Origin of the sequence: Streptomyces sp. NPDC052701, assembly GCF_040678355.1 — a bacterium.
In the GTDB taxonomy this organism is placed as follows: domain Bacteria; phylum Actinomycetota; class Actinomycetes; order Streptomycetales; family Streptomycetaceae; genus Streptomyces.
This window is the reverse complement of the sequence record NZ_JBFATO010000015.1, coordinates 1-18,435: the sequence shown is the minus strand read 5'-3', so window position 1 is coordinate 18,435 and position 18,435 is coordinate 1. Positions and strand designations below refer to the sequence as shown.

Annotated in this window: 12 protein-coding genes; 6 read left to right on the top strand and 6 right to left on the bottom strand. The window is 71.3% G+C overall.

Features of this window, described 5'->3' with window-relative positions; all coding sequences use genetic code 11:
• Nucleotides 1–104: 104 nt before the first annotated feature.
• Both AB0L29_RS18715 and AB0L29_RS18710 read right to left on the bottom strand, forming a co-directional pair.
• Nucleotides 105–1,010: a tRNA (adenine-N1)-methyltransferase gene (locus AB0L29_RS18715; protein WP_365828426.1), complete on the bottom strand. Its 906-nt coding sequence runs from the start codon at nucleotides 1,008–1,010 to the stop codon at nucleotides 105–107.
• Nucleotides 1,011–1,063: 53 nt separating this feature from the next.
• Nucleotides 1,064–2,722, bottom strand: a complete 1,659-nt coding sequence (locus tag AB0L29_RS18710) for a site-2 protease family protein (RefSeq protein WP_365828424.1) — start codon at nucleotides 2,720–2,722, stop codon at nucleotides 1,064–1,066.
• 173 nt (nucleotides 2,723–2,895) lie between these two features.
• Here AB0L29_RS18710 and AB0L29_RS18705 point away from each other — a divergent pair, with 173 nt between their 5' ends.
• Together AB0L29_RS18705 and AB0L29_RS18700 are read left to right on the top strand one after the other, a co-directional pair.
• Entirely contained in the window at nucleotides 2,896–3,990 is a 1,095-nt protein-coding gene (locus tag AB0L29_RS18705; protein ID WP_365828422.1) for a RecB family exonuclease, read from the top strand.
• 14 nt (nucleotides 3,991–4,004) lie between these two features.
• Nucleotides 4,005–4,676: a response regulator transcription factor gene (locus AB0L29_RS18700; RefSeq protein WP_018570356.1), complete on the top strand. Its 672-nt coding sequence runs from the start codon at nucleotides 4,005–4,007 to the stop codon at nucleotides 4,674–4,676.
• An 82-nt stretch (nucleotides 4,677–4,758) separates the two neighbouring features.
• Here the strand turns inward: AB0L29_RS18700 and AB0L29_RS18695 are convergent, their stop codons facing one another.
• The 4 genes from AB0L29_RS18695 to metH all read right to left on the bottom strand — a co-directional run bounded on the left by AB0L29_RS18695 (nucleotide 4,759) and on the right by metH (nucleotide 12,815).
• Complete coding sequence (locus tag AB0L29_RS18695) at nucleotides 4,759–6,339, bottom strand: ABC transporter substrate-binding protein (RefSeq protein ID WP_365828420.1); 1,581 nt, start codon at nucleotides 6,337–6,339, stop codon at nucleotides 4,759–4,761.
• A 67-nt stretch (nucleotides 6,340–6,406) separates the two neighbouring features.
• Complete coding sequence (locus tag AB0L29_RS18690; protein ID WP_365828418.1) at nucleotides 6,407–8,011, bottom strand: ABC transporter substrate-binding protein; 1,605 nt, start codon at nucleotides 8,009–8,011, stop codon at nucleotides 6,407–6,409.
• Nucleotides 8,012–8,453: 442 nt separating this feature from the next.
• Entirely contained in the window at nucleotides 8,454–9,155 is a 702-nt protein-coding gene (locus tag AB0L29_RS18685; protein ID WP_365828416.1) for an HAD family phosphatase, read from the bottom strand.
• A 141-nt stretch (nucleotides 9,156–9,296) separates the two neighbouring features.
• Nucleotides 9,297–12,815, bottom strand: a complete 3,519-nt coding sequence (gene metH, locus AB0L29_RS18680; RefSeq protein ID WP_365828414.1) for a methionine synthase — start codon at nucleotides 12,813–12,815, stop codon at nucleotides 9,297–9,299.
• Nucleotides 12,816–13,161: 346 nt separating this feature from the next.
• On the opposite strand from metH, the gene AB0L29_RS18675 reads away from it, so the two are divergent.
• The 4 genes from AB0L29_RS18675 to AB0L29_RS18660 all read left to right on the top strand — a co-directional run bounded on the left by AB0L29_RS18675 (nucleotide 13,162) and on the right by AB0L29_RS18660 (nucleotide 18,385).
• On the top strand, nucleotides 13,162–13,926 hold the full coding sequence (locus AB0L29_RS18675) for an IclR family transcriptional regulator (protein ID WP_365828412.1): 765 nt from the start codon (nucleotides 13,162–13,164) through the stop codon (nucleotides 13,924–13,926).
• A gap of 383 nt (nucleotides 13,927–14,309) precedes the next feature.
• Nucleotides 14,310–15,104, top strand: coding sequence for an MIP/aquaporin family protein (locus AB0L29_RS18670; protein ID WP_365828410.1), 795 nt, complete (start codon nucleotides 14,310–14,312; stop codon nucleotides 15,102–15,104).
• An 86-nt stretch (nucleotides 15,105–15,190) separates the two neighbouring features.
• Complete coding sequence (gene glpK, locus AB0L29_RS18665) at nucleotides 15,191–16,750, top strand: glycerol kinase GlpK (RefSeq protein WP_365828408.1); 1,560 nt, start codon at nucleotides 15,191–15,193, stop codon at nucleotides 16,748–16,750.
• 18 nt (nucleotides 16,751–16,768) lie between these two features.
• Nucleotides 16,769–18,385 (top strand): glycerol-3-phosphate dehydrogenase/oxidase, encoded by a 1,617-nt coding sequence (locus AB0L29_RS18660; RefSeq protein ID WP_365828406.1) that lies wholly within the window; start codon nucleotides 16,769–16,771, stop codon nucleotides 18,383–18,385.
• Nucleotides 18,386–18,435: the final 50 nt, after the last annotated feature.

The window sequence follows — 18,435 nt, the reverse complement described above, 5'->3', positions numbered from 1 at the left end:
CGGACGTCGCGTCGTGCCAACGCAGAAGCGCCGTGGCGGATTTCCCGCTGGAGCACGGGAACTCCGCCACGGCGCGGACACGTTGTACGCGGCACCGGGCCGTCTCAGCGGCCGGTGGTGCCCCCGGCTGCGTTGGGACCCTCGTAGTCCTCGCCGTAGGCGCCCTTGGCGGGCCGGCGGCGGCGCATGGGCGGCTCGACGCCGTCGGCGAGGCGGCGGGCGGTGAGCAGGAAGCCGGTGTGGCCGATCATCCGGTGGTCCGGGCGGACGGCCAGGCCCTCGATGTGCCAGTTGCGGATCATCGTCTCCCAGGCGGTCGGCTCGTTGAAGCAGCCGATCTCCCGGATGGACTCGACGGTCCGGGCGAGCTGGGTGGTGGTCGCGACGTAGCAGCACAGGATGCCGCCGGGCACGAGTGCCTTGGAGACGGCCTCCAGGCACTCCCAGGGGGCGAGCATGTCGAGGATGACGCGGTCGACGTCGGTGTCGCTCAGGTTGTCCTGGAGGTCGCCGACGGTGAGCTGCCAGGCGGGGTGCGGGCCGCCGAAGTAGCGTTCCACGTTCTGCCGGGCGATCTCGGCGAAGTCCTCGCGGCGCTCGTAGCTGTGCAGCATGCCCTGGTCGCCGATGGCGCGCAGCAGGAAGCTGCTGAGCGAGCCGGAGCCGACGCCGGCCTCCACGACGCGCGCGCCGGGGAAGATGTCGGCGAAGGCGAGGATCTGCCCCGCGTCCTTCGGGTAGACGACGGCTGCCCCGCGGGGCATGGACAGGACGTAGTCGGGGAGCAGGGGGCGCAGCGCGAGGTAGGCGACGTTCCCGGTGGTGCGGACAACGCTGCCCTCGGGAGCGCCGATCAGCTCGTCGTGCGGGAAGGAACCCTTGTGGGTGTGGAAGTTCTTCCCGGCCTCGAGCGTGAACGTGTAGTGGCGGCCCTTGGGGTCGGTCAGCTGAACCTGGTCCCCGACCTTGAAGGGCCCGCGACGGCGGGCGGCACCGGTCGGTTCGGACATGTGACCAGCCTACCGGCACCCGGGAGGCCCGCCGACCACCGCCCGGGGTGCGCTCAGCTGGGACGGGCCATGGCCTTCACGAAGGCGCGCTCCACGTCGGCCGCGGACAGCACGCCGTAGATCTCCCCGGTCTCCTCCACCACCAGGTACTCGGTCGCCGGGGTCGTCCGCAGGGCGTCCAGCAGGTCCTCCCCCGCCAGCTCCGCCGAGACGCGCATGCCGTCGGTGATCTCCTGGGCGAGGCCGCCGACCGCGACCCAGGGGCGGCGGTGCTCGGGTACGCCGACGATGGCGGCCTCGCGCACGATCGACAGGGGGCTGCCGTCGGCGTCGACGACGACGAGCGCGCGGGCGCCGGCGGCGTTGGCGCGGCGCAGGGCCTCGGAGAGCGGGGTGTCGGTCTCGACGGGGACCGCGCGGCGGGTGAGGGCGCGGGCGCGCAGCTCGGGGAGGTGTTCGCGCAGCCGGGCCATGCGCAGGCTGTTGCCGGCGCCGGTCCAGATGATCGCGGCGAGGATCGCGGCGAGCAGGGCGTCCAGGACGGTGTCCATGCCCACGTTGTCCATGGCGCCGGAGCCGAGCGCCCCGGACTGGGTGAGCAGCGGCAGGCCGAGCAGCACGGAGACGGCCAGGGCGCGGCCGACCCAGGCGGCGGCGACCGTGCCGCTCATCGGCCTGCCGGTGATCTTCCAGACGACGGCGCGGAGCATGCGGCCGCCGTCCAGGGGCAGGCCGGGCAGGAGGTTGAAGACGGCGACGATGAGGTTGGAGACCATCAGGCCGGCCAGCAGGACGCCCGGGACGGTACCCGGTTCGACGGTCTGCAGGGCGAGGTGGAACAGGCCCGCGAGCACGAGGGACAGCAGCGGTCCGACGAAGGCCAGCACGAACTCGCGGCCCGGGGTCTCGGCCTCCTTCTCGATCTCGGAGACGCCGCCGAAGAACTGGAGCTGGATGCGGCGGACCGGGAGCTTGAAGCGGAGCGCGGCGAGGGTGTGGGCCAGCTCGTGGACGAGGACGGAGGCGTAGAAGGCGACCGCGAAGAACAGGGAGACCAGGTAGCGGGCTCCGCCGAGCTCGGGCAGGACGCGGTCGAGCTGCCCGCCGAACACCCAGGTGATCAGGGCGGCGACGAGGAACCAGCTCGGCGCGACGTACACGGGCACCCCGAAGGGCCGCCCCATCAGCAGGCCGCCCCGGGGCTCGGAGGGCCGCTGCGGTGCGGGGCCCTTCGCCGGACCGGAGTGGGCGAGCGTGCGGTCGCCGGGGGCGGAGGCGGTGCCCGGTGCGGGGACCGGCCGGGGGCCGGCGTCGCCGGGGAGGGGCGGGGAGGCCGCGGGCGGGCGGGCGTTCTCGTCGGACCGGTCTCCGCTGGGCCGGTCCTCGTCGGATCGGTCCTCGCCGGGGCGGCCCGCCGCCGGCGTCACGGGCTCCCCGGCCGCGTCGTGCTGCCGCGCGGTCCCCTCCGGGGCGGCCTCCGCCGGATCGGTCTGTGCCGGGGTGGCCGTCGCCGGATCGGCCTCCGCCGGGGCGGTCTCCGCCCGCTCCGGCCGCGGCGCGTGCGCGGACCGGTGGTCGGCCGGAGCGGGATCCGGGGTGGGGTCCGGGCCGGGGTGTGAGGGGCCGGCGGCCGAAGCCGCAGGCCCCGCGTGGCGCTCGGCCGACTCGTCGTTGCCGGACCGCGGCTGCCCGCGCCCGCCGCTCTCGTCCACCGGTGTCCCCTCGTTCGAAGAAGCATCTCCCGCGCCTGCCGGACGGGAGGGTCTCGAGTCGATGGTATGCGGCTGTCGCGACGCGTTCCGCCCCGGCACCCTGTGCCACCGTGGGGCGCGGGCGTCACGGGCGCGGCTGGGTCACTGTCGGTGGCGGGCCGTAAGGTCGGGGCATGGAGACGAGCACCGAGGGCGCGACGGAGGCCCCCAGCAGCCCTGCCGGGCCGGCGGATCCGCCGGCCCGGGCGGAGCCGGCGGCACAGGTGACGGCCGCGCGGGCGGTGGTGGAGGCGGAACCGGTCCTGGTCATGGACGCGGTCACCGGCACGGACACAGCGACCGCCACGGTCACCGGCACGGACACGGACACCGGCACGGACACGGTCGCTGCCGCGGCCGTCTCGGCCGGGCCCGCCGCAGCGGGGCCCGCCGCCGTGGTTCCCGCCACGCTGTCCCCCTCGCGCGCCAGTGACTTCATGCAGTGCCCGCTGCTGTACCGGTTCCGGGTGATCGACCGGCTGCCCGAGAAGCCGAGCGAGGCGGCGACCAGGGGCACGCTGGTGCACGCGGTGCTGGAGCGGTTGTTCGACGCCCCGGCGGCCGAGCGCACCGCGCCGCGCGCGAAGTCGCTGGTCCCGGTCCAGTGGGACCGGCTGCGGGAGACCAGGCCGGAGGTCGTGGAGCTGTTCGCCGACGATCCGGACGGGGAGCGCCTCGCGCGCTGGCTCGGTGAGGCGGAGCGGCTCGTCGAGCGCTGGTTCACGCTGGAGGACCCCAGCCGGCTGGAGCCGGCCGAGCGCGAGCTGTTCGTCGAGGCCGAGCTGGACTCGGGGCTGCGGCTGCGCGGGATCATCGACCGGGTCGACGTGGCGCCCACGGGCGAGGTGCGGATCGTCGACTACAAGACGGGCAGGGCGCCCCGGCCCGAGTACGCCGAGGGCGCGCTGTTCCAGATGAAGTTCTACGCCCTGGTGGTGTGGCGGCTGAAGGGAGTCGTGCCCCGGCGCCTGCAGTTGGTCTACCTGGGCAGCGGTGACGTCCTGACGTACGACCCCGTCCCCGCCGATCTGGAGCGGGTCGAGCGCAAGCTGCTGGCGCTGTGGGACGCGATCCGGCTGGCGACGGAGAGCGGGGACTGGCGGCCGCGCCCCACGAAGCTGTGCGGCTGGTGCGACCACCAGGCGCACTGCCCGGAGTTCGGCGGCACTCCCCCGCCCTACCCGCTCCCCGTGAGGACGGCCCCGCAGGGCAGAATGGGGCCGGACTAGCGAAGGAGACTCATGTGGCCATCCGCGTCCTACTGGTCGACGACCAGCCGCTGCTGCGCACGGGCTTCCGGATGATCCTGGAGGCGGAGCAGGACATCGCGGTCGTCGGCGAGGCCGGAGACGGCCTCCAGGCTCTGGACCAGGTGCGCGCCCTGCAGCCCGATGTGGTCCTGATGGACATCCGCATGCCGCGCATGGACGGTGTGGAGGCGACCCGGCAGATCACCGGGCCGGAGCGGGACGGCCCGGCCAAGGTGCTGGTGCTGACCACCTTCGACCTCGACGAGTACGTGGTGGAGGCGCTGAGGGCGGGTGCCAGCGGCTTCCTGCTGAAGGACGCCCCGGCCAACGAGCTGGTGCAGGCGATCCGCGTGGTGGCCGCCGGCGAGGCGATGCTCGCGCCGAGCATCACCAGGCGGCTGCTGGACAAGTACGCCACGCATCTGCCCTCCGGCGACGAGCCGGTGCCGGACACCCTGCACACGCTCACCGACCGCGAGGTCGAGGTGCTGAAGCTGGTGGCGCGCGGCCTGTCCAACGCGGAGATCGCAGCCGACCTGTTCGTCAGCGAGACCACCGTCAAGACGCACGTCGGGCACGTGCTGACCAAGCTGGGCCTGCGCGACCGGGTGCAGGCCGCGGTGTACGCGTACGAGAGCGGGCTGGTGCGCCCCGGCGCGCAGTAGCGCACCGGGTCCGGCCCGGCGGCACGGGCGAAGGGGCGCCCCCTTCCGCGGAAGGGGGCGCCCCGCGCGTGTCCGCGCCGGTTCAGGCCTTGCTCAGCTCCCAGAACCGGAACACGGTCGAGGCGTCCAGGCAGTACTCCAGCCCGTACACGCCGTCGCGGACGACCGCGTGCTGCTTGGCCTGCCAGACCGGCAGGACGGGCAGTTCGGCGGCGACGATGGTCTGCAGCTCGCCGTACTCCTTGTCGGTCGCCGAGCGGTCGGTCTGCGCGGCGGTGCGCGGGATGAGCGTGCCGGTGATCGTGCTGTTGTCGTAGTTGTTGTCCAGCACGTTGCCCTCGCCGAAGAACGGGGCCGTGAAGTTGTCGGCGTCCGGGTAGTCCGGGATCCAGCCCTTGACGTACACGCCGTACCTGCCGGCGGCGATGTCCTTCTCGTACTGGCCGAAGGGGACGGACTTCACGTCGGCCCGGAACAGGCCGCTGGCGTTGAGCTGGCCCGCGATGGCCTTCAGCTCCTGGTCGGTGGCCGGGCCGTAGCGGGACGGGGTGGACCACAGGGTGAGCCTCACCTTGCCGGTGATGCCGTCGGCGCGCAGCGCGGCCTGCGCCTTGGCCTTGGAGGGGCGGGCTCCGTAGGTGTCGAAGAAGGCCGTGTTGTGGCCCGCGACACCGGCCGGGATGATCGAGTACAGGGGGGTGGCCGTGCCCTGGTACACGTCCCTGATGAGGGCCTCGCGGTCGATCAGGTGGGCGATGGCCTTGCGCACGCCGATCTTCCCGGCGACCGGGTGGTCCATGTTGAAGACCAGGTGCTGGACCTCGGCGCTGCTGCCCTCGACGACCTCGACGCCGGTGCCGTCGTCGGCCTTCTCTATGCCGGCGATGTCGCGGGCGGTGAGGCCGCGGTAGGCGATGTCGACGTCGCCGTCCGTGAGCGCCTTCTTCAGGGCGGTCTGGTCGCCGTGGAAGAACGTGAGGGTGACGCCCTCGTTCTTCACCTCGGCGGTGCCCTTGTAGTGCTCGTTGACGGAGAAGACGGCCTTGTCGTCGCCGAAGGACTCCAGCTTGTACGGTCCGGAGCCGACGGCCCCGCCGTCCTCGCGCAGCCCGTCGGCGTCGTACTCCCGGTGGTTGACGATGGATCCGGCGCCGGAGGCGATCTTGCTCGGGAAGGTGGCGTCGGGCGTGTTGAGCCGGAAGACGACCGTCCTGTCGTCCGGCGCCTCGACCTCGTCGAGCATGGGGAACATGATCGCCGGCCCGTCGGGGTCGTTGATCCTCAGCATCCGGTCGAAGGAGAACTTGACGTCCTTGGAGGTGAGCGGGTCACCGTTGCTGAACTTGAGCCCGTCCCTCAGCGTGCACCGGTAGACCTTGGTCTGCGTGTCCGTGAAGGCGCAGGTCTCGGCGGCCTCGGGCTGCGGTTCCGTGGCCCCCTTGGGGAAGCTGAGCAGCGACTGGAAGACGTTGTTGAACAACAGCCAGGATCCGGGGTCGTAGCCGGAGGCGGGATCCGTGGCCAGGACGTCGTCGGACATCCCCATGACCACGTGGGAGCCGTTCCCCCCGGAACCGGCAGTCTCCGTTCCGCATCCGGTCAGCAGGCCGGAGGCCAGCCCCGCCACGATGGGCAGGACCGGCCACTGGTTGCGCATATTCACGTGTGTGCCTTGTCTTCGGTTTCCGAGATTCCGGGGCACGTCCCTGGCCCCGGGCGCTGATGGTCGGTCAGCCGCTCACGCCTCGGCCGAGCTCCCACAGCTGCAGGGTCGAGGAGGAGTTGAGCGCGTAGGCGGTCCCGGTCACGTCGTCGCGCGCGGCCACGTACTGCTTGCCCTGCCACAGCGGCAGCACCGGGACGTCGTTGGCCACGATGTCCTGGATGTCCGTCAGGCTGGCGGCGGCGGACAGGCGGTCGGCCTCGCGGCGGGACTCGGGGATCAGGACACTGCGGATCTGGCCGTTGGCGTACGGCGAGCCGAGGAAGTTGTCCTTGTCGAGGAACGGGGCGAGGAAGTTGTCGGCGTCGGGGAAGTCCGGGAACCAGCCCATGCCGTAGACCTCGTACTCGCCCTTCCGCTCGGCCGGGCGGAAGGTCGACCAGGGGGTGCCCTTGATGCCGACGTCGAACAGGCCGCTGTCGTTGAGCTGCTTCTGCAGCAGCTCGAACTCCTTCTTGGTGGCCGGGCCGTAGTGGTCGGTGGTGTAGTGCAGCGTCAGCTTCACCGGGGTGGTGATGCCGGCCTTGGTCAGCAGGGCCCTGGCCTTGGCGACGCTCGGGTCGCCGTACTTGTTGAAGAACGAGTTGGAGTGGCCGGTGACGCTGGCCGGGACCAGCGAGTACAGCGGCTCGGCCTGGGAGCCGTAGACCTTGGAGACGAGCTCGCCGCGGTTGATCAGCTGGGCCATCGCCTGGCGGACGGCCTTGGACTTCACGGCCGGGGCGTCGGTGTTGAAGGCCAGGTAGCGGATCTCCAGGCCGGACATCTCGACGACGTCGATGGATTCGTCCGAGCCGGTGGAGAGCTTGTGGATCTGCTCCGGCGACATGGTGCGGGTCATCAGGTCGATGTCGCCCTTCTTCAGCGCCTCGCCCATGGCGTCGGCGTCGGCGAAGGAGACCATCTCTACCTTGTCGTTGTTCACCTGCAACGCCCCCTTGTAGGCGGGGTTCTTGGTGAACACGGCCTTGACCAGCTCGTCGCCGTCGGTCTCGGCGCGGAAGGTGTACGGGCCGGAGCCGTTCACGGCGAAGCCGTCGCGCAGCTCGCCCTTCGGGTAGTCGTCCGGGTCGACGATGCCCGCCACGGGGGTCGACAGCTTGTACGGGAAGGTGGCGTCGGCGGTCTTGAGGTGGAAGATGACCTCGCGCTCGCCCTGCGTCTCGACGGTGTCGATGGTGGACAGCAGCGCGAAGACGCCGCTGTCGGCCTTGAGGGAGAGGGCGCGGTCGATGGAGTACTTCACGTCGGCCGCGGTGACGGGGTCGCCGTTGGCGAACTTCAGACCGTCGCGCAGGGTGCAGGCGTAGCGCTCGTTGCCGGCGTCGGTGAAACCGCACTTCTCGGCGGCCTCGGGGACCGGCTCACCCTCGCCGCGCGGCTGGACCATCAGGGTCTGCACGGTCTGGCGCAGCAGGTTCCAGGTGCCGACGTCGTAGGCGTACGCCGGGTCGAGGGGCGCGGGGGCGTCCTTCGAGGCGGTGAACCGGTCCGTGGTGCCGACGACGATCGCGTCGTCGCTCTCGCTCCCGCCGTCGGTTCCGCCGCAGGCGGCGAGTACCGGCGCGAGCAGGCCGATCACGGCCGGCAGCACCAAAGTCTTGCGGTTCATGCTCGAGTTTCTCCAGAGCTGTCGACTCCGTGTACCCGGCAAGCAAGGGTGTCGCGGCGGATCACGGAGCGGGGGTGATGTTCTCGCGACGAGATTAGTCCGCGCCCGCACGGGGGTTCGCGGCCACCGGAGTTGAACCTCCATCACGCTGCGAAACCGGGCGTGGACAGACCGAAAACCCGACAGAGGAAGGATTCGTGCAGCGCTCCACCAATCAGGACACAAAGGCACGCCGACCACCCCCGGAAGGGGGTGGGGAGCACACACAAGACCTCGTGTCGACCCCGTACGTCGTGGCGAACGTCACACCGCCGACGCGGTTCCGAAGTGCTGGAATTCGGCCACCCGTCACGGTTCGAATTCCCTCGGACACATGTCCTGTTCGGCCGTTCACACGGGGGCGAAATCCCTGCCCCGGGGCCGTTGAACGCTGGGTGAACGGCTAGCGCATTTCCGTCATCAGGCCGTGCAGAAATGTCAGGTCGACCTCTTCCAGCGAGGACACCACGGTCCGCCGGGCGGCCGGGGCGATGGGGGCCACGGAGGGCACCGCCACGACGCGGCAGCCCGCGGCCTCGGCCGCGGCGACACCGGTCGCGGTGTCCTCGATCACGGCGCACCGGACCGGGTCCGCGCCGAGTCCGGCGGCGGCCGTCAGATACGGGTCGGGGTGGGGCTTGGTGCGCGGCACCTCGTCGCCGGCGACCGTCAGGGCGAAGTGGTGCGGGCCCAGCGAGGCCAGCACCCGGTCGATGATGCGCCGGTGCGAGGCGGACACCAGGGCCGTGGGGATCTCGTACGCGTACAGTTCGGCCAGCAGCCGGGCGGCCCCGGGCATCAGCGGCAGGGAGCTGCTGATGCGCTTCTCGAAACCGTCGTTGAGCAGCACCGTGAGCTCGGGCAGGGTGATGTCGGCGCCGGTGGCCTCGATGAGGAACCCCGCGCTGCGGGTCATGGGGCCGCCGACCACGACATGGCGCCAGGACTCGTCGAGCGTGTGGCCGAGGGAGGCGAAGACCTCGACCTCGACGTCCCACCAGAAACCCTCCGTGTCCACCAGGGTGCCGTCCATGTCCAGGAGCACCGCCTGCAGGGCGGAGCCTTCGGCCGTACGGGTGCCGAGCGCGGGGACAGTACTGGTCATCCACGTACCTCCTTGAGGGACGATCAGGCCGGTTCCCACGAGGGAACCGGCCTGCGGTGGACCGACCAGTGTACGTCGTGCGCGGGCCGAACGCCTCGTCCGGCCGGTGTGCCGGGGGCCGGCGTGTGCCCGAGGGGTGCCTCAGCGGGCGTTGAAGTACTTCGCCTCCGGGTGGTGGATCACGATCGCGTCCGTGGACTGCTCGGGGTGCAGCTGGAACTCCTCGGACAGGTGGACGCCGATGCGCTCCGGCCGGAGCAGGTCGGCGATCTTGGCGCGGTCCTCCAGGTCGGGGCAGGCGCCGTAGCCGAGGGAGAAGCGGGCGCCCCGGTACTTCAGCTCGAACATGCCCCGCATCTCCTCGGGGTCCTCGCCGGAGAAGCCGAGCTCGGCGCGCACCCGGGCGTGCCAGTACTCGGCGAGCGCCTCGGCCAGCTGCACGGACAGGCCGTGCAGTTCCAGGTAGTCGCGGTAGGCGTTGGACTCGAACAGGCGGGCGGTCTCCTCGCCGATGCGCGAGCCGACGGTGACGACCTGGAGGCCGACGACGTCCGTCTCGCCGGACTCCTCCGGGCGGAAGAAGTCGGCCAGGCACAGCCGCCGGCCGCGGCGCTGGCGCGGGAAGGTGAAGCGGGTGCGCTCGTTGCCCTGCTCGTCCAGGATGATCAGGTCGTCGTCCTTGGAGACGCACGGGAAGTAGCCGTGGACGACGGCCGCCTCCAGCAGGTTGTCCGTCTGGAGCCGGTCGAGCAGCCCGCGCAGCCGGGGCCGGCCCTCGGTCTCGACGAGTTCCTCGTACGAGGGTCCCTCCCCGGTGCGGGCCTGCCTCAGGCCCCACTGGCCCTTGAACAGGGCGTCCTCGTCCAGCCAGGACGCGTACTCCCTGAGCTGGATGCCCTTGACCACGCGGGTGCCCCAGAACGGCGGGGTGGGCACGGGGTTGTCGGTGGCCACGTCGGAGCGGACGTGGCCTTCCTCGGGACGCTCCTCCACCACGGCCGTGGCGGTGGCGGTCCTGACCCGGCGCTGCTTGAGTTCGGGCAGCTTCGCCCCGGGCACGCCCCGCTTGATGCCGATCAGGGCGTCCATCAGGCGCAGGCCCTCGAACGCGTCGCGGGCGTAGCGCACTTCGCCCTGGTAGATCTCGTGCAGGTCCTGCTCGACGTAGGCGCGGGTGAGGGCGGCCCCGCCGAGGATGACCGGGTAGCGGGCGGCCAGGCCCCGGGAGTTGAGCTCCTCCAGGTTCTCCTTCATGATCACCGTGGACTTCACCAGGAGCCCGGACATGCCGATGACGTCGGCCCGGTGCTCCTCGGCGGCCTCCAGGATCGCCGAGACCGGCTGCTTGATGCCGAGGTTGACGACGTTGTAGCCGTTGTTGGACAGGATGATGTCGACGAGGTTCTTGCCGATGTCGTGCACGTCCCCGCGCACGGTGGCCAGCACGATGGTGCCCTTGCCCGCCTCGTCGCTCTTGTCCATGTGCGGCTCCAGATGGGCCACGGCCGCCTTCATCACCTCGGCCGACTGCAGCACGAACGGCAGCTGCATCTGGCCGGAACCGAACAGCTCACCGACCACCTTCATGCCGTCCAGCAGGGTGTCGTTGACGATGTCCAGGGCCGGACGGGACCGCAGGGCCTCGTCCAGGTCGGCCTCCAGGCCGTTGCGCTCGCCGTCGATGATGCGCCGCTTGAGGCGCTCCTCCAGCGGCAGGGCGGCCAGCTCCTCGGCCTTGCCCGCCTTCAGGGACTTGGCGGTGGCGCCCTCGAAGAGCTGCATGAGCTTCTGCAGCGGGTCGTAGCCCTCGCTGCGGCGGTCGTAGATCAGATCCAGGGCGGTGGTGACCTGCTCCTCGTCGAACCGGGCGATCGGCAGGATCTTGGAGGCGTGCACGATCGCCGAGTCCAGGCCCGCCTTGACGCACTCGTCCAAGAAGACCGAGTTCAGCAGGATGCGGGCGGCCGGGTTCAGGCCGAAGGAGATGTTCGACAGGCCCAGCGTGGTCTGCACCCGGGGGTGGCGCCTCTTCAGCTCGCGGATCGCCTCGATGGTGGCGATGCCGTCCCTGCGGGACTCCTCCTGCCCGGTGCAGATGGTGAAGGTCAGGCAGTCCACCAGGATGTCCTCCTCGTGGATGCCCCAGGTGCCGGTCAGGTCGGCGATCAGCCGCTCGGCGATCTCCACCTTCTTCTCGGCGGTACGGGCCTGGCCCTCCTCGTCGATGGTCAGCGCGATCAGCGCGGCGCCGTGCTCCTTGGCGAGCCGGGTGACCTTGGCGAAGCGGGACTCGGGGCCGTCGCCGTCCTCGTAGTTCACCGAGTTGATCACCGCGCGGCCGCCGAGCTTCTCCAGCCCGGCCCGCAGGACGTCGACCTCGGTGGAGTCCAGCACGATCGGCAGCGTCGAGGCGGTGGCGAAGCGGCCGGCCAGTTCCTCCATGTCGGCCACGCCGTCCCGGCCCACGTAGTCCACGCACAGGTCGAGCATGTGCGCGCCCTCGCGGATCTGCTCGCGCGCCATCTCCACACAGTCGTCCCAGCGGCCCTGGAGCATCGCCTCGCGGAACTTCTTCGAGCCGTTGGCGTTGGTGCGCTCGCCGATCGCCAGGTACGAGGTGTCCTGCCGGAACGGCACCGACTGGTAGAGGGAGGCCGCGCCCGGCTCGGGCTGCGGGCTGCGCTCGGCCGGGGACAGGTCCCGGACGCGCTCGACGAGCTGCCGCAGGTGCTGCGGGGTGGTGCCGCAGCAGCCGCCGACCAGGTTCAGGCCGTAGTCGCGGACGAAGTTCTCCTGGGCGTCGGCCAGGCCCTGGGGGTCGAGCGGGAAGTGCGCGCCGTCCTTGGTGAGGATGGGCAGGCCGGCGTTGGGCATGCACAGCAGCGGGATGCGGGAGTGGCGCGTGAGGTAGCGCAGGTGCTCGCTCATCTCGGCCGGGCCGGTGGAGCAGTTCAGGCCGATCATGTCGATGCCCAGCGGCTCCAGCGCGGTGAGCGCCGCGCCGATCTCGGAGCCGAGCAGCATGGTGCCGGTGGTCTCGAAGGCCATCGAGCACAGCAGGGGGACCTCGACGCCGGTCGCCTCCATGGCGCGGCGGGCGCCCAGGACGGACGCCTTCGTCTGGAGCAGGTCCTGCGTGGTCTCCACGATCAGCGCGTCCGCGCCGCCGGCCAGCAGCCCTTCGGCGTTGGCCTGGTAGCCGTCGCGGATCGTGGTGTATCCGACGTGGCCGAGGGTCGGCAGCTTGGTGCCGGGACCGATGGAGCCCAGCACCCAGCGGGGCCGGCCGTCCCGGGCCGCGTACTCGTCGGCCGCCTCGCGGGCGATCCTGGCGCCGGCCTCGGACAGCTCGTGCACGCGGTCGGGGATGTCGTACTCCGCCATGGCCGTGTGGTTGGCGCCGAAGGTGTTGGTCTCGACGCAGTCGACGCCCACCTCGAAGTACGCGTCGTGGACGGAGCGGACGATGTCCGGGCGGGTCAGGTTCAGGATCTCGTTGCAGCCCTCGAGGTTCTGGAAGTCCTCCAGGGTGGGGTCCTGCGCCTGGAGCATGGTGCCCATCGCTCCGTCGGCGACCACCACACGGGTGGCGAGCGCCTCGCGGAGGGCGGACACACGGGTCCGGCTGTCGGCGGAAGGGGTCGGCGGCAACGAGGCCATGAAAGGGGCTCCCTCGGGTGCGACGGCTGTCGGCTATGCGCCTTCCCGGCCGTCCGGGAAAAGGCGCACGGCGCCAGCGTAACCGGGAGTCGGCTTGGATGGGCAGGGCGTCCACGGGCCGGACGGGCGTGGTGTGCGCCGGTGCCGCCGTGCGGTCGGCGGGCCGCCCGCGGAAGCGGGAGAAGCGGGGCCGGACCGCCTGTCGGACGCCGAATCGGCCACTCGGGGCGGAACATGGGGCGTCCGACCATTAGCGGGAGGTCGGCATGGACCGGTAGTGTTCGGCATTGCCGAACGGCGGCGACGTCGCGTGTCGACGGTCGAAGGGGACGGAGGCAGTACGGCGATGGCACGGAACATCCAGTCGCTCGAACGGGCGGCCGCGATGCTGCGGCTCCTGGCGGGCGGTGAGCGGCGGCTCGGACTGTCGGACATCGCCTCGTCGCTGGGCCTCCCCAAGGGCACCGCCCACGGGATCCTGCGCACCCTCCAGCAGGAGGGCTTCGTCGAGCAGGACGAGGCCTCCGGGCGCTACCAGCTGGGCGCCGAGCTGCTGCGGCTCGGCACGACCTACCTCGACGTGCACGAGCTGCGGGCGCGCGCCCTGGTGTGGACGGACGACCTGGCCCGCTCCAGCGGCGAGAGCGTCTACCTGGGCGTCCTGCACCAGCAGGGCGTGCTGATCGTGCACCACGTCTTCCGGCCCGACGACAGCCGGCAGGTCCTGGAGATAGGGGCCATGCAGCCGCTGCACTCCACGGCCCTGGGCAAGGTGCTGTCGGCCTACGACCCGGTCGCGCACAGCGAGGCGATCGAGGCGGACCGCAAGGCGTTCACCGACCGGACCGTGTGCGAGCTGGAGGACTTCGAGCACCTCCTCGACCTCACGCGCGCGCGGGGGTACGCGGCGGACGTGGAGGAGACCTGGGAGGGCGTCGCCTCGATCGCGGCCCCCATCCACGACCGGCGGCGCATGCCGGTCGGCGCGGTCGGCATCACCGGCGCGGTGGAGCGGCTGTGCCGGGACGGCGAGCTGCGCCCCGAGCTGATCGCGGCGGTACGGGACTGCGCCCGCGCGGTCTCGCGGGACCTGGGCGCCGGGCGGTTCTGAACCCGTCGCACCGCACACCTGAACCCGTCGCACCGCACATCCGAATCGGTCGCACCGCACACCGGGACCGGGACGCCGCACGGCGTCCCGGTCCCGGTCGTGTCCGGACCCGCGCATTCGGCGAAACCCCACGGACCCCCACTCGACCGACCGATAACCCACAGCGATCAATAACGATCGCGCATTCGATAACACACCTCTTGACTCATCCGCGAAGGCGAAGCGAGACTCCCGTCCATCGGTCGGCATTGTCGAACACTTACCGGCAATACGCGCTAGAGTGTGACAACGCCAAGGGCCGGCATCGCTCTCACCCCGAGGGCGCCAATCCCCGGAGGGACCCGGGGTTCGGCTTCCCTGGACGAAGGACAAAGGAGTCGCGGGTGTCCAGCTCCGACATCTTCATCGGCGAGACCATCGGTACCGCCGTACTCATCCTGCTCGGCGGCGGAGTCTGCGCCGCCGTCACGCTGAAGGCCTCCAAGGCCCGCAACGCCGGCTGGCTCGCCATCACCTTCGGGTGGGGCTTCGCAGTGCTCACGGCGGTCTACACCTCGGCGCCGCTGTCCGGCGCCCACCTGAACCCGGCCGTGACCGTCGCCCTCGCGATCAAGGACAGTGACTGGAGCAACGTTCCGGCGTACTTCGCCGGACAGCTGCTCGGCGCCATGATCGGCGCGGCCCTGGTGTGGCTCGCCTACTACGGCCAGTTCCACGCCCACCTCACCGACAAGGAGATCGTCGGCGGTCCCGGCGCGCAGGCCACCGCGGCCAAGGCCGTCGAGGCGCAGGAGCAGGGCGCCGGCCCGGTCCTGGGCGTCTTCTCCACCGGCCCCGAGATCAGAGTCGTGTGGCAGAACCTGGCCACGGAGATCATCGGCACCGTCGTCCTGGTGCTCGCCGTCCTCACGCAGGGCCTGAACGACGAGGGCAACGGCCTGGGCACGCTGGGCGCCCTGGTCACCGCGCTCGTGGTCGTCTCCATCGGCCTGTCCCTCGGCGGACCGACCGGCTACGCGATCAACCCGGCCCGCGACCTCGGCCCGCGCATCGTGCACGCCCTGCTGCCCCTGCCGAACAAGGGCGGCTCCGACTGGGGCTACGCCTGGATCCCGGTGGCCGGCCCGCTGATCGGCGGCGCCGTCGCTGCAGGCATCTACAACGTCGCTTTCGCCTAGGAACACCGAGCCCGCCGCTTCCCGCGAAACCCGCAGCACGCGCCGTACGCGCAGCCCCACCACCACGGAACCTCCAGGAGCACACAGTGACCGACGCCCACACCGCCGGCATCGCCTCCCACGGCCACGGGCCGTTCATCGCCGCCATCGACCAGGGCACGACGTCTTCCCGCTGCATCGTCTTCGACCGCGACGGCCGCATCGTCTCCGTCGACCAGAAGGAGCACGAGCAGATCTTCCCCAAGCCGGGCTGGGTCGAGCACGACGCCACCGAGATCTGGACCAACGTCCAGGAGGTCGTCGCCGGAGCCGTCGCCAAGGCGGGCATCACCCGCGACGACATCAAGGCCATCGGCATCACCAACCAGCGCGAAACCACTGTATTGTGGGACAAGAACACCGGTGAGCCCGTTCACAACGCCATCGTCTGGCAGGACACCCGCACCGATTCCCTGTGCAGGGAGCTCGGCCGCAATGTCGGCCAGGACCGCTTCCGCCGCGAGACCGGCCTTCCCCTGGCCTCCTACTTCGCCGGTCCCAAGGCCCGCTGGCTGCTCGACAACGTCGAGGGCCTGAAGGAGCGCTGCGAGGCGGGCGACATCCTCTTCGGCACCATGGACACCTGGGTCATCTGGAACCTGACCGGAGGCGTCGACGGCGGAAGGCACGTCACCGACGTCACCAACGCCTCGCGCACCCTGCTGATGAACCTGCACACCATGGCGTGGGACGAGAGGATCGCCGAGTCGATCGGCGTGCCGGTGCGGATCCTCCCCGAGATCCGCTCCTCCGCCGAGGTCTACGGCGAGATCAAGGGCGGCAAGCTGGGCGAGCTGCTCGGCGGCATCCCGGTGGCCTCCGCGCTCGGCGACCAGCAGGCGGCCCTGTTCGGCCAGACCTGCTTCTCCGAGGGCGAGACCAAGTCGACGTACGGCACCGGCACCTTCATGGTGATGAACACCGGTGACAAGCTGATCAACTCCTACAGCGGCCTGCTGACCACCGTCGGCTACCAGATCGGCGAGCAGAAGCCGGTCTACGCCCTGGAGGGCTCCATCGCCGTCACGGGCTCCCTGGTGCAGTGGATGCGCGACCAGATGGGCCTGATCTCCACCGCCGCCGAGATCGAGACGCTCGCGCTCTCGGTCGAGGACAACGGCGGCGCGTACTTCGTGCCGGCCTTCTCCGGCCTGTTCGCCCCGTACTGGCGCTCCGACGCCCGCGGTGTGATCGCCGGCCTGACCCGGTACGTCACCAAGGCGCACCTCGCGCGCGCCGTCCTGGAGGCCACCGCCTGGCAGACCCGGGAGATCGCCGACGCCATGACGAAGGACTCCGGCGTCCAGCTCTCCACCCTCAAGGTCGACGGCGGCATGACCTCCAACAACCTGCTGATGCAGACCCTCTCGGACGTCCTGGACGCCCCCGTGGTGCGTCCCATGGTCGCCGAGACCACCTGCCTCGGCGCCGCCTACGCCGCCGGCCTCGCCGTCGGCTTCTGGAACGGCACCGACGACCTGCGCGCCAACTGGCGCCGGGCCGCCGAGTGGACCCCCCGCATGGACGCGGAGACCCGCGACCGTGAGTACAAGAACTGGCTCAAGGCCGTCGAGCGGACCATGGGCTGGCTCGAGGACGAGAGCTGACGAGGAGTAAGAAACCGCATGACCAGTCAGTCCACCCTGCAGTCCGTGCCTGCCCTGGGGACGCACCCGGCCTCCGGCTCCAACCCGAGCCGCGCCGAGACCCGGGAGCAGCTCTCCAAGGCGTCGTACGACCTCCTCGTGATCGGCGGCGGCATCCTGGGCATCTCCACCGCCTGGCACGCCGCGCAGTCCGGCCTCAGGGTGGCCCTGGTCGACGCCGGCGACTTCGCCGGCGCCACCTCCTCCGCCTCCTCCAAGCTGCTCCACGGCGGTCTGCGCTACCTGCAGACCGGCGCGGTGAAGCTGGTGGCGGAGAACCACTTCGAGCGCCGTGCGGTCTCCCGTCAGGTGGCGCCCCACCTGGCCAACCCGCTCACGTTCTACCTCCCCGTCTACAAGGGCGGGCCGCACGGCGCCGCGAAGCTCGGGGCGGGCGTCTTCGCCTACTCCGCGCTCTCCGCGTTCGGCGACGGCGTGGGCCACCTGCTGAGCCCGGCCAGGGCCGCGCAGGACGTGCCCGAGCTGCGCACCGAGAACCTCAGGGCCGTGGCCGTGTACGGCGACGACCAGATGAACGACGCGCGCATGGCGCTGATGACGGTCCGGGCGGCCGTCGAGGCGGGCGCGGTCGTGCTGAACCACGCCGAGGTCACCGGCCTGCGCTTCACGCGGGGCCGGGTGACCGGTGCCGAGCTGAAGGACCGGCTGTCCGGCGACGAGTTCGGCGTCGACGCCCGCCTAGTGCTCAACGCGACCGGCCCGTGGGTCGACCACCTGCGCAGGATGGAGGACCCCGGCGCCGCCCCGTCGATCCGCCTGTCGAAGGGCGCCCACCTGGTGCTGAAGCGCACCTCCCCGTGGAAGGCGGCGCTCGCCACCCCGATCGACAAGTACCGCATCACCTTCGCCCTCCCCTGGGAGGACATGCTGCTGCTCGGCACGACCGACGAGGAGTACGAGGGCGACCCGGCGGACGTCGCGGTCAACGACAGGGACATAGCCCAGATCCTCGACGAGGCCGCGTTCTCCATCCGCGACCAGCAGCTCGACCGCGACCTGATCACCTACGCGTTCGCGGGCCTGCGCGTCCTGCCGGGCGGCCCCGGCGACACGGCGAAGGCCAAGCGCGAGACGGTGGTGACGGAGGGCCGGGGCGGCATGCTGTCCGTCGCGGGCGGCAAGTGGACCACCTTCCGCCACATCGGCCGTACGGTCATGAAGAAGCTGGAGTCGCTGCCGGGCCACCCGCTGGGCGACGACTTCGAGCCGGTCTCCTCGCTGCCCAAGAGGGTGCCGCTGCCCGGCATCGCCAACCCGCGCGCGGTCGCCCACCGCCTGCTGATCGACCGTCCGGCACCCGGCCCGCGGATGGCCGCCGACACGGCCAGGCACCTGGCCACCCACTACGGTTCGCTGGCCTTCGACATCGCGCGCCTGGCCAACGACGATCCGGCGCTCGCCGAGCGCGTCCACCCCGACGCCCCGGAGATCTGGGCGCAGGTCGTCTGGGCGCGCGACCACGAGTGGGCCGAGACGGCCGACGACGTGCTGCGCCGCCGTACGACGCTGACGATCCGCGGCCTGGCCACGGACGAGATGCGCGCGAAGGTCCAGAGCCTGCTCGACAGGAAGTGAGTCCCGCACGGCGCCGCGGGGGTCCCGTACCGGACGGGCCCCCGCGGCGC

Bases quoted from the DNA above. Each gene is read 5' to 3' on its own strand.
- AB0L29_RS18705 (WP_365828422.1), top strand. From the start codon at position 2,896: ATGGAGACGAGCACCGAGGGCGCGACGGAGGCCCCCAGCAGCCCTGCC.
- AB0L29_RS18690 (WP_365828418.1), bottom strand. From the start codon at position 8,011: ATGAACCGCAAGACTTTGGTGCTGCCGGCCGTGATCGGCCTGCTCGCG.
- metH (WP_365828414.1), bottom strand. From the start codon at position 12,815: ATGGCCTCGTTGCCGCCGACCCCTTCCGCCGACAGCCGGACCCGTGTG.
- AB0L29_RS18675 (WP_365828412.1), top strand. From the start codon at position 13,162: ATGGCACGGAACATCCAGTCGCTCGAACGGGCGGCCGCGATGCTGCGG.
- AB0L29_RS18660 (WP_365828406.1), top strand. From the start codon at position 16,769: ATGACCAGTCAGTCCACCCTGCAGTCCGTGCCTGCCCTGGGGACGCAC.
- AB0L29_RS18715 (WP_365828426.1), bottom strand. From the start codon at position 1,010: ATGTCCGAACCGACCGGTGCCGCCCGCCGTCGCGGGCCCTTCAAGGTC.
- AB0L29_RS18685 (WP_365828416.1), bottom strand. From the start codon at position 9,155: ATGACCAGTACTGTCCCCGCGCTCGGCACCCGTACGGCCGAAGGCTCC.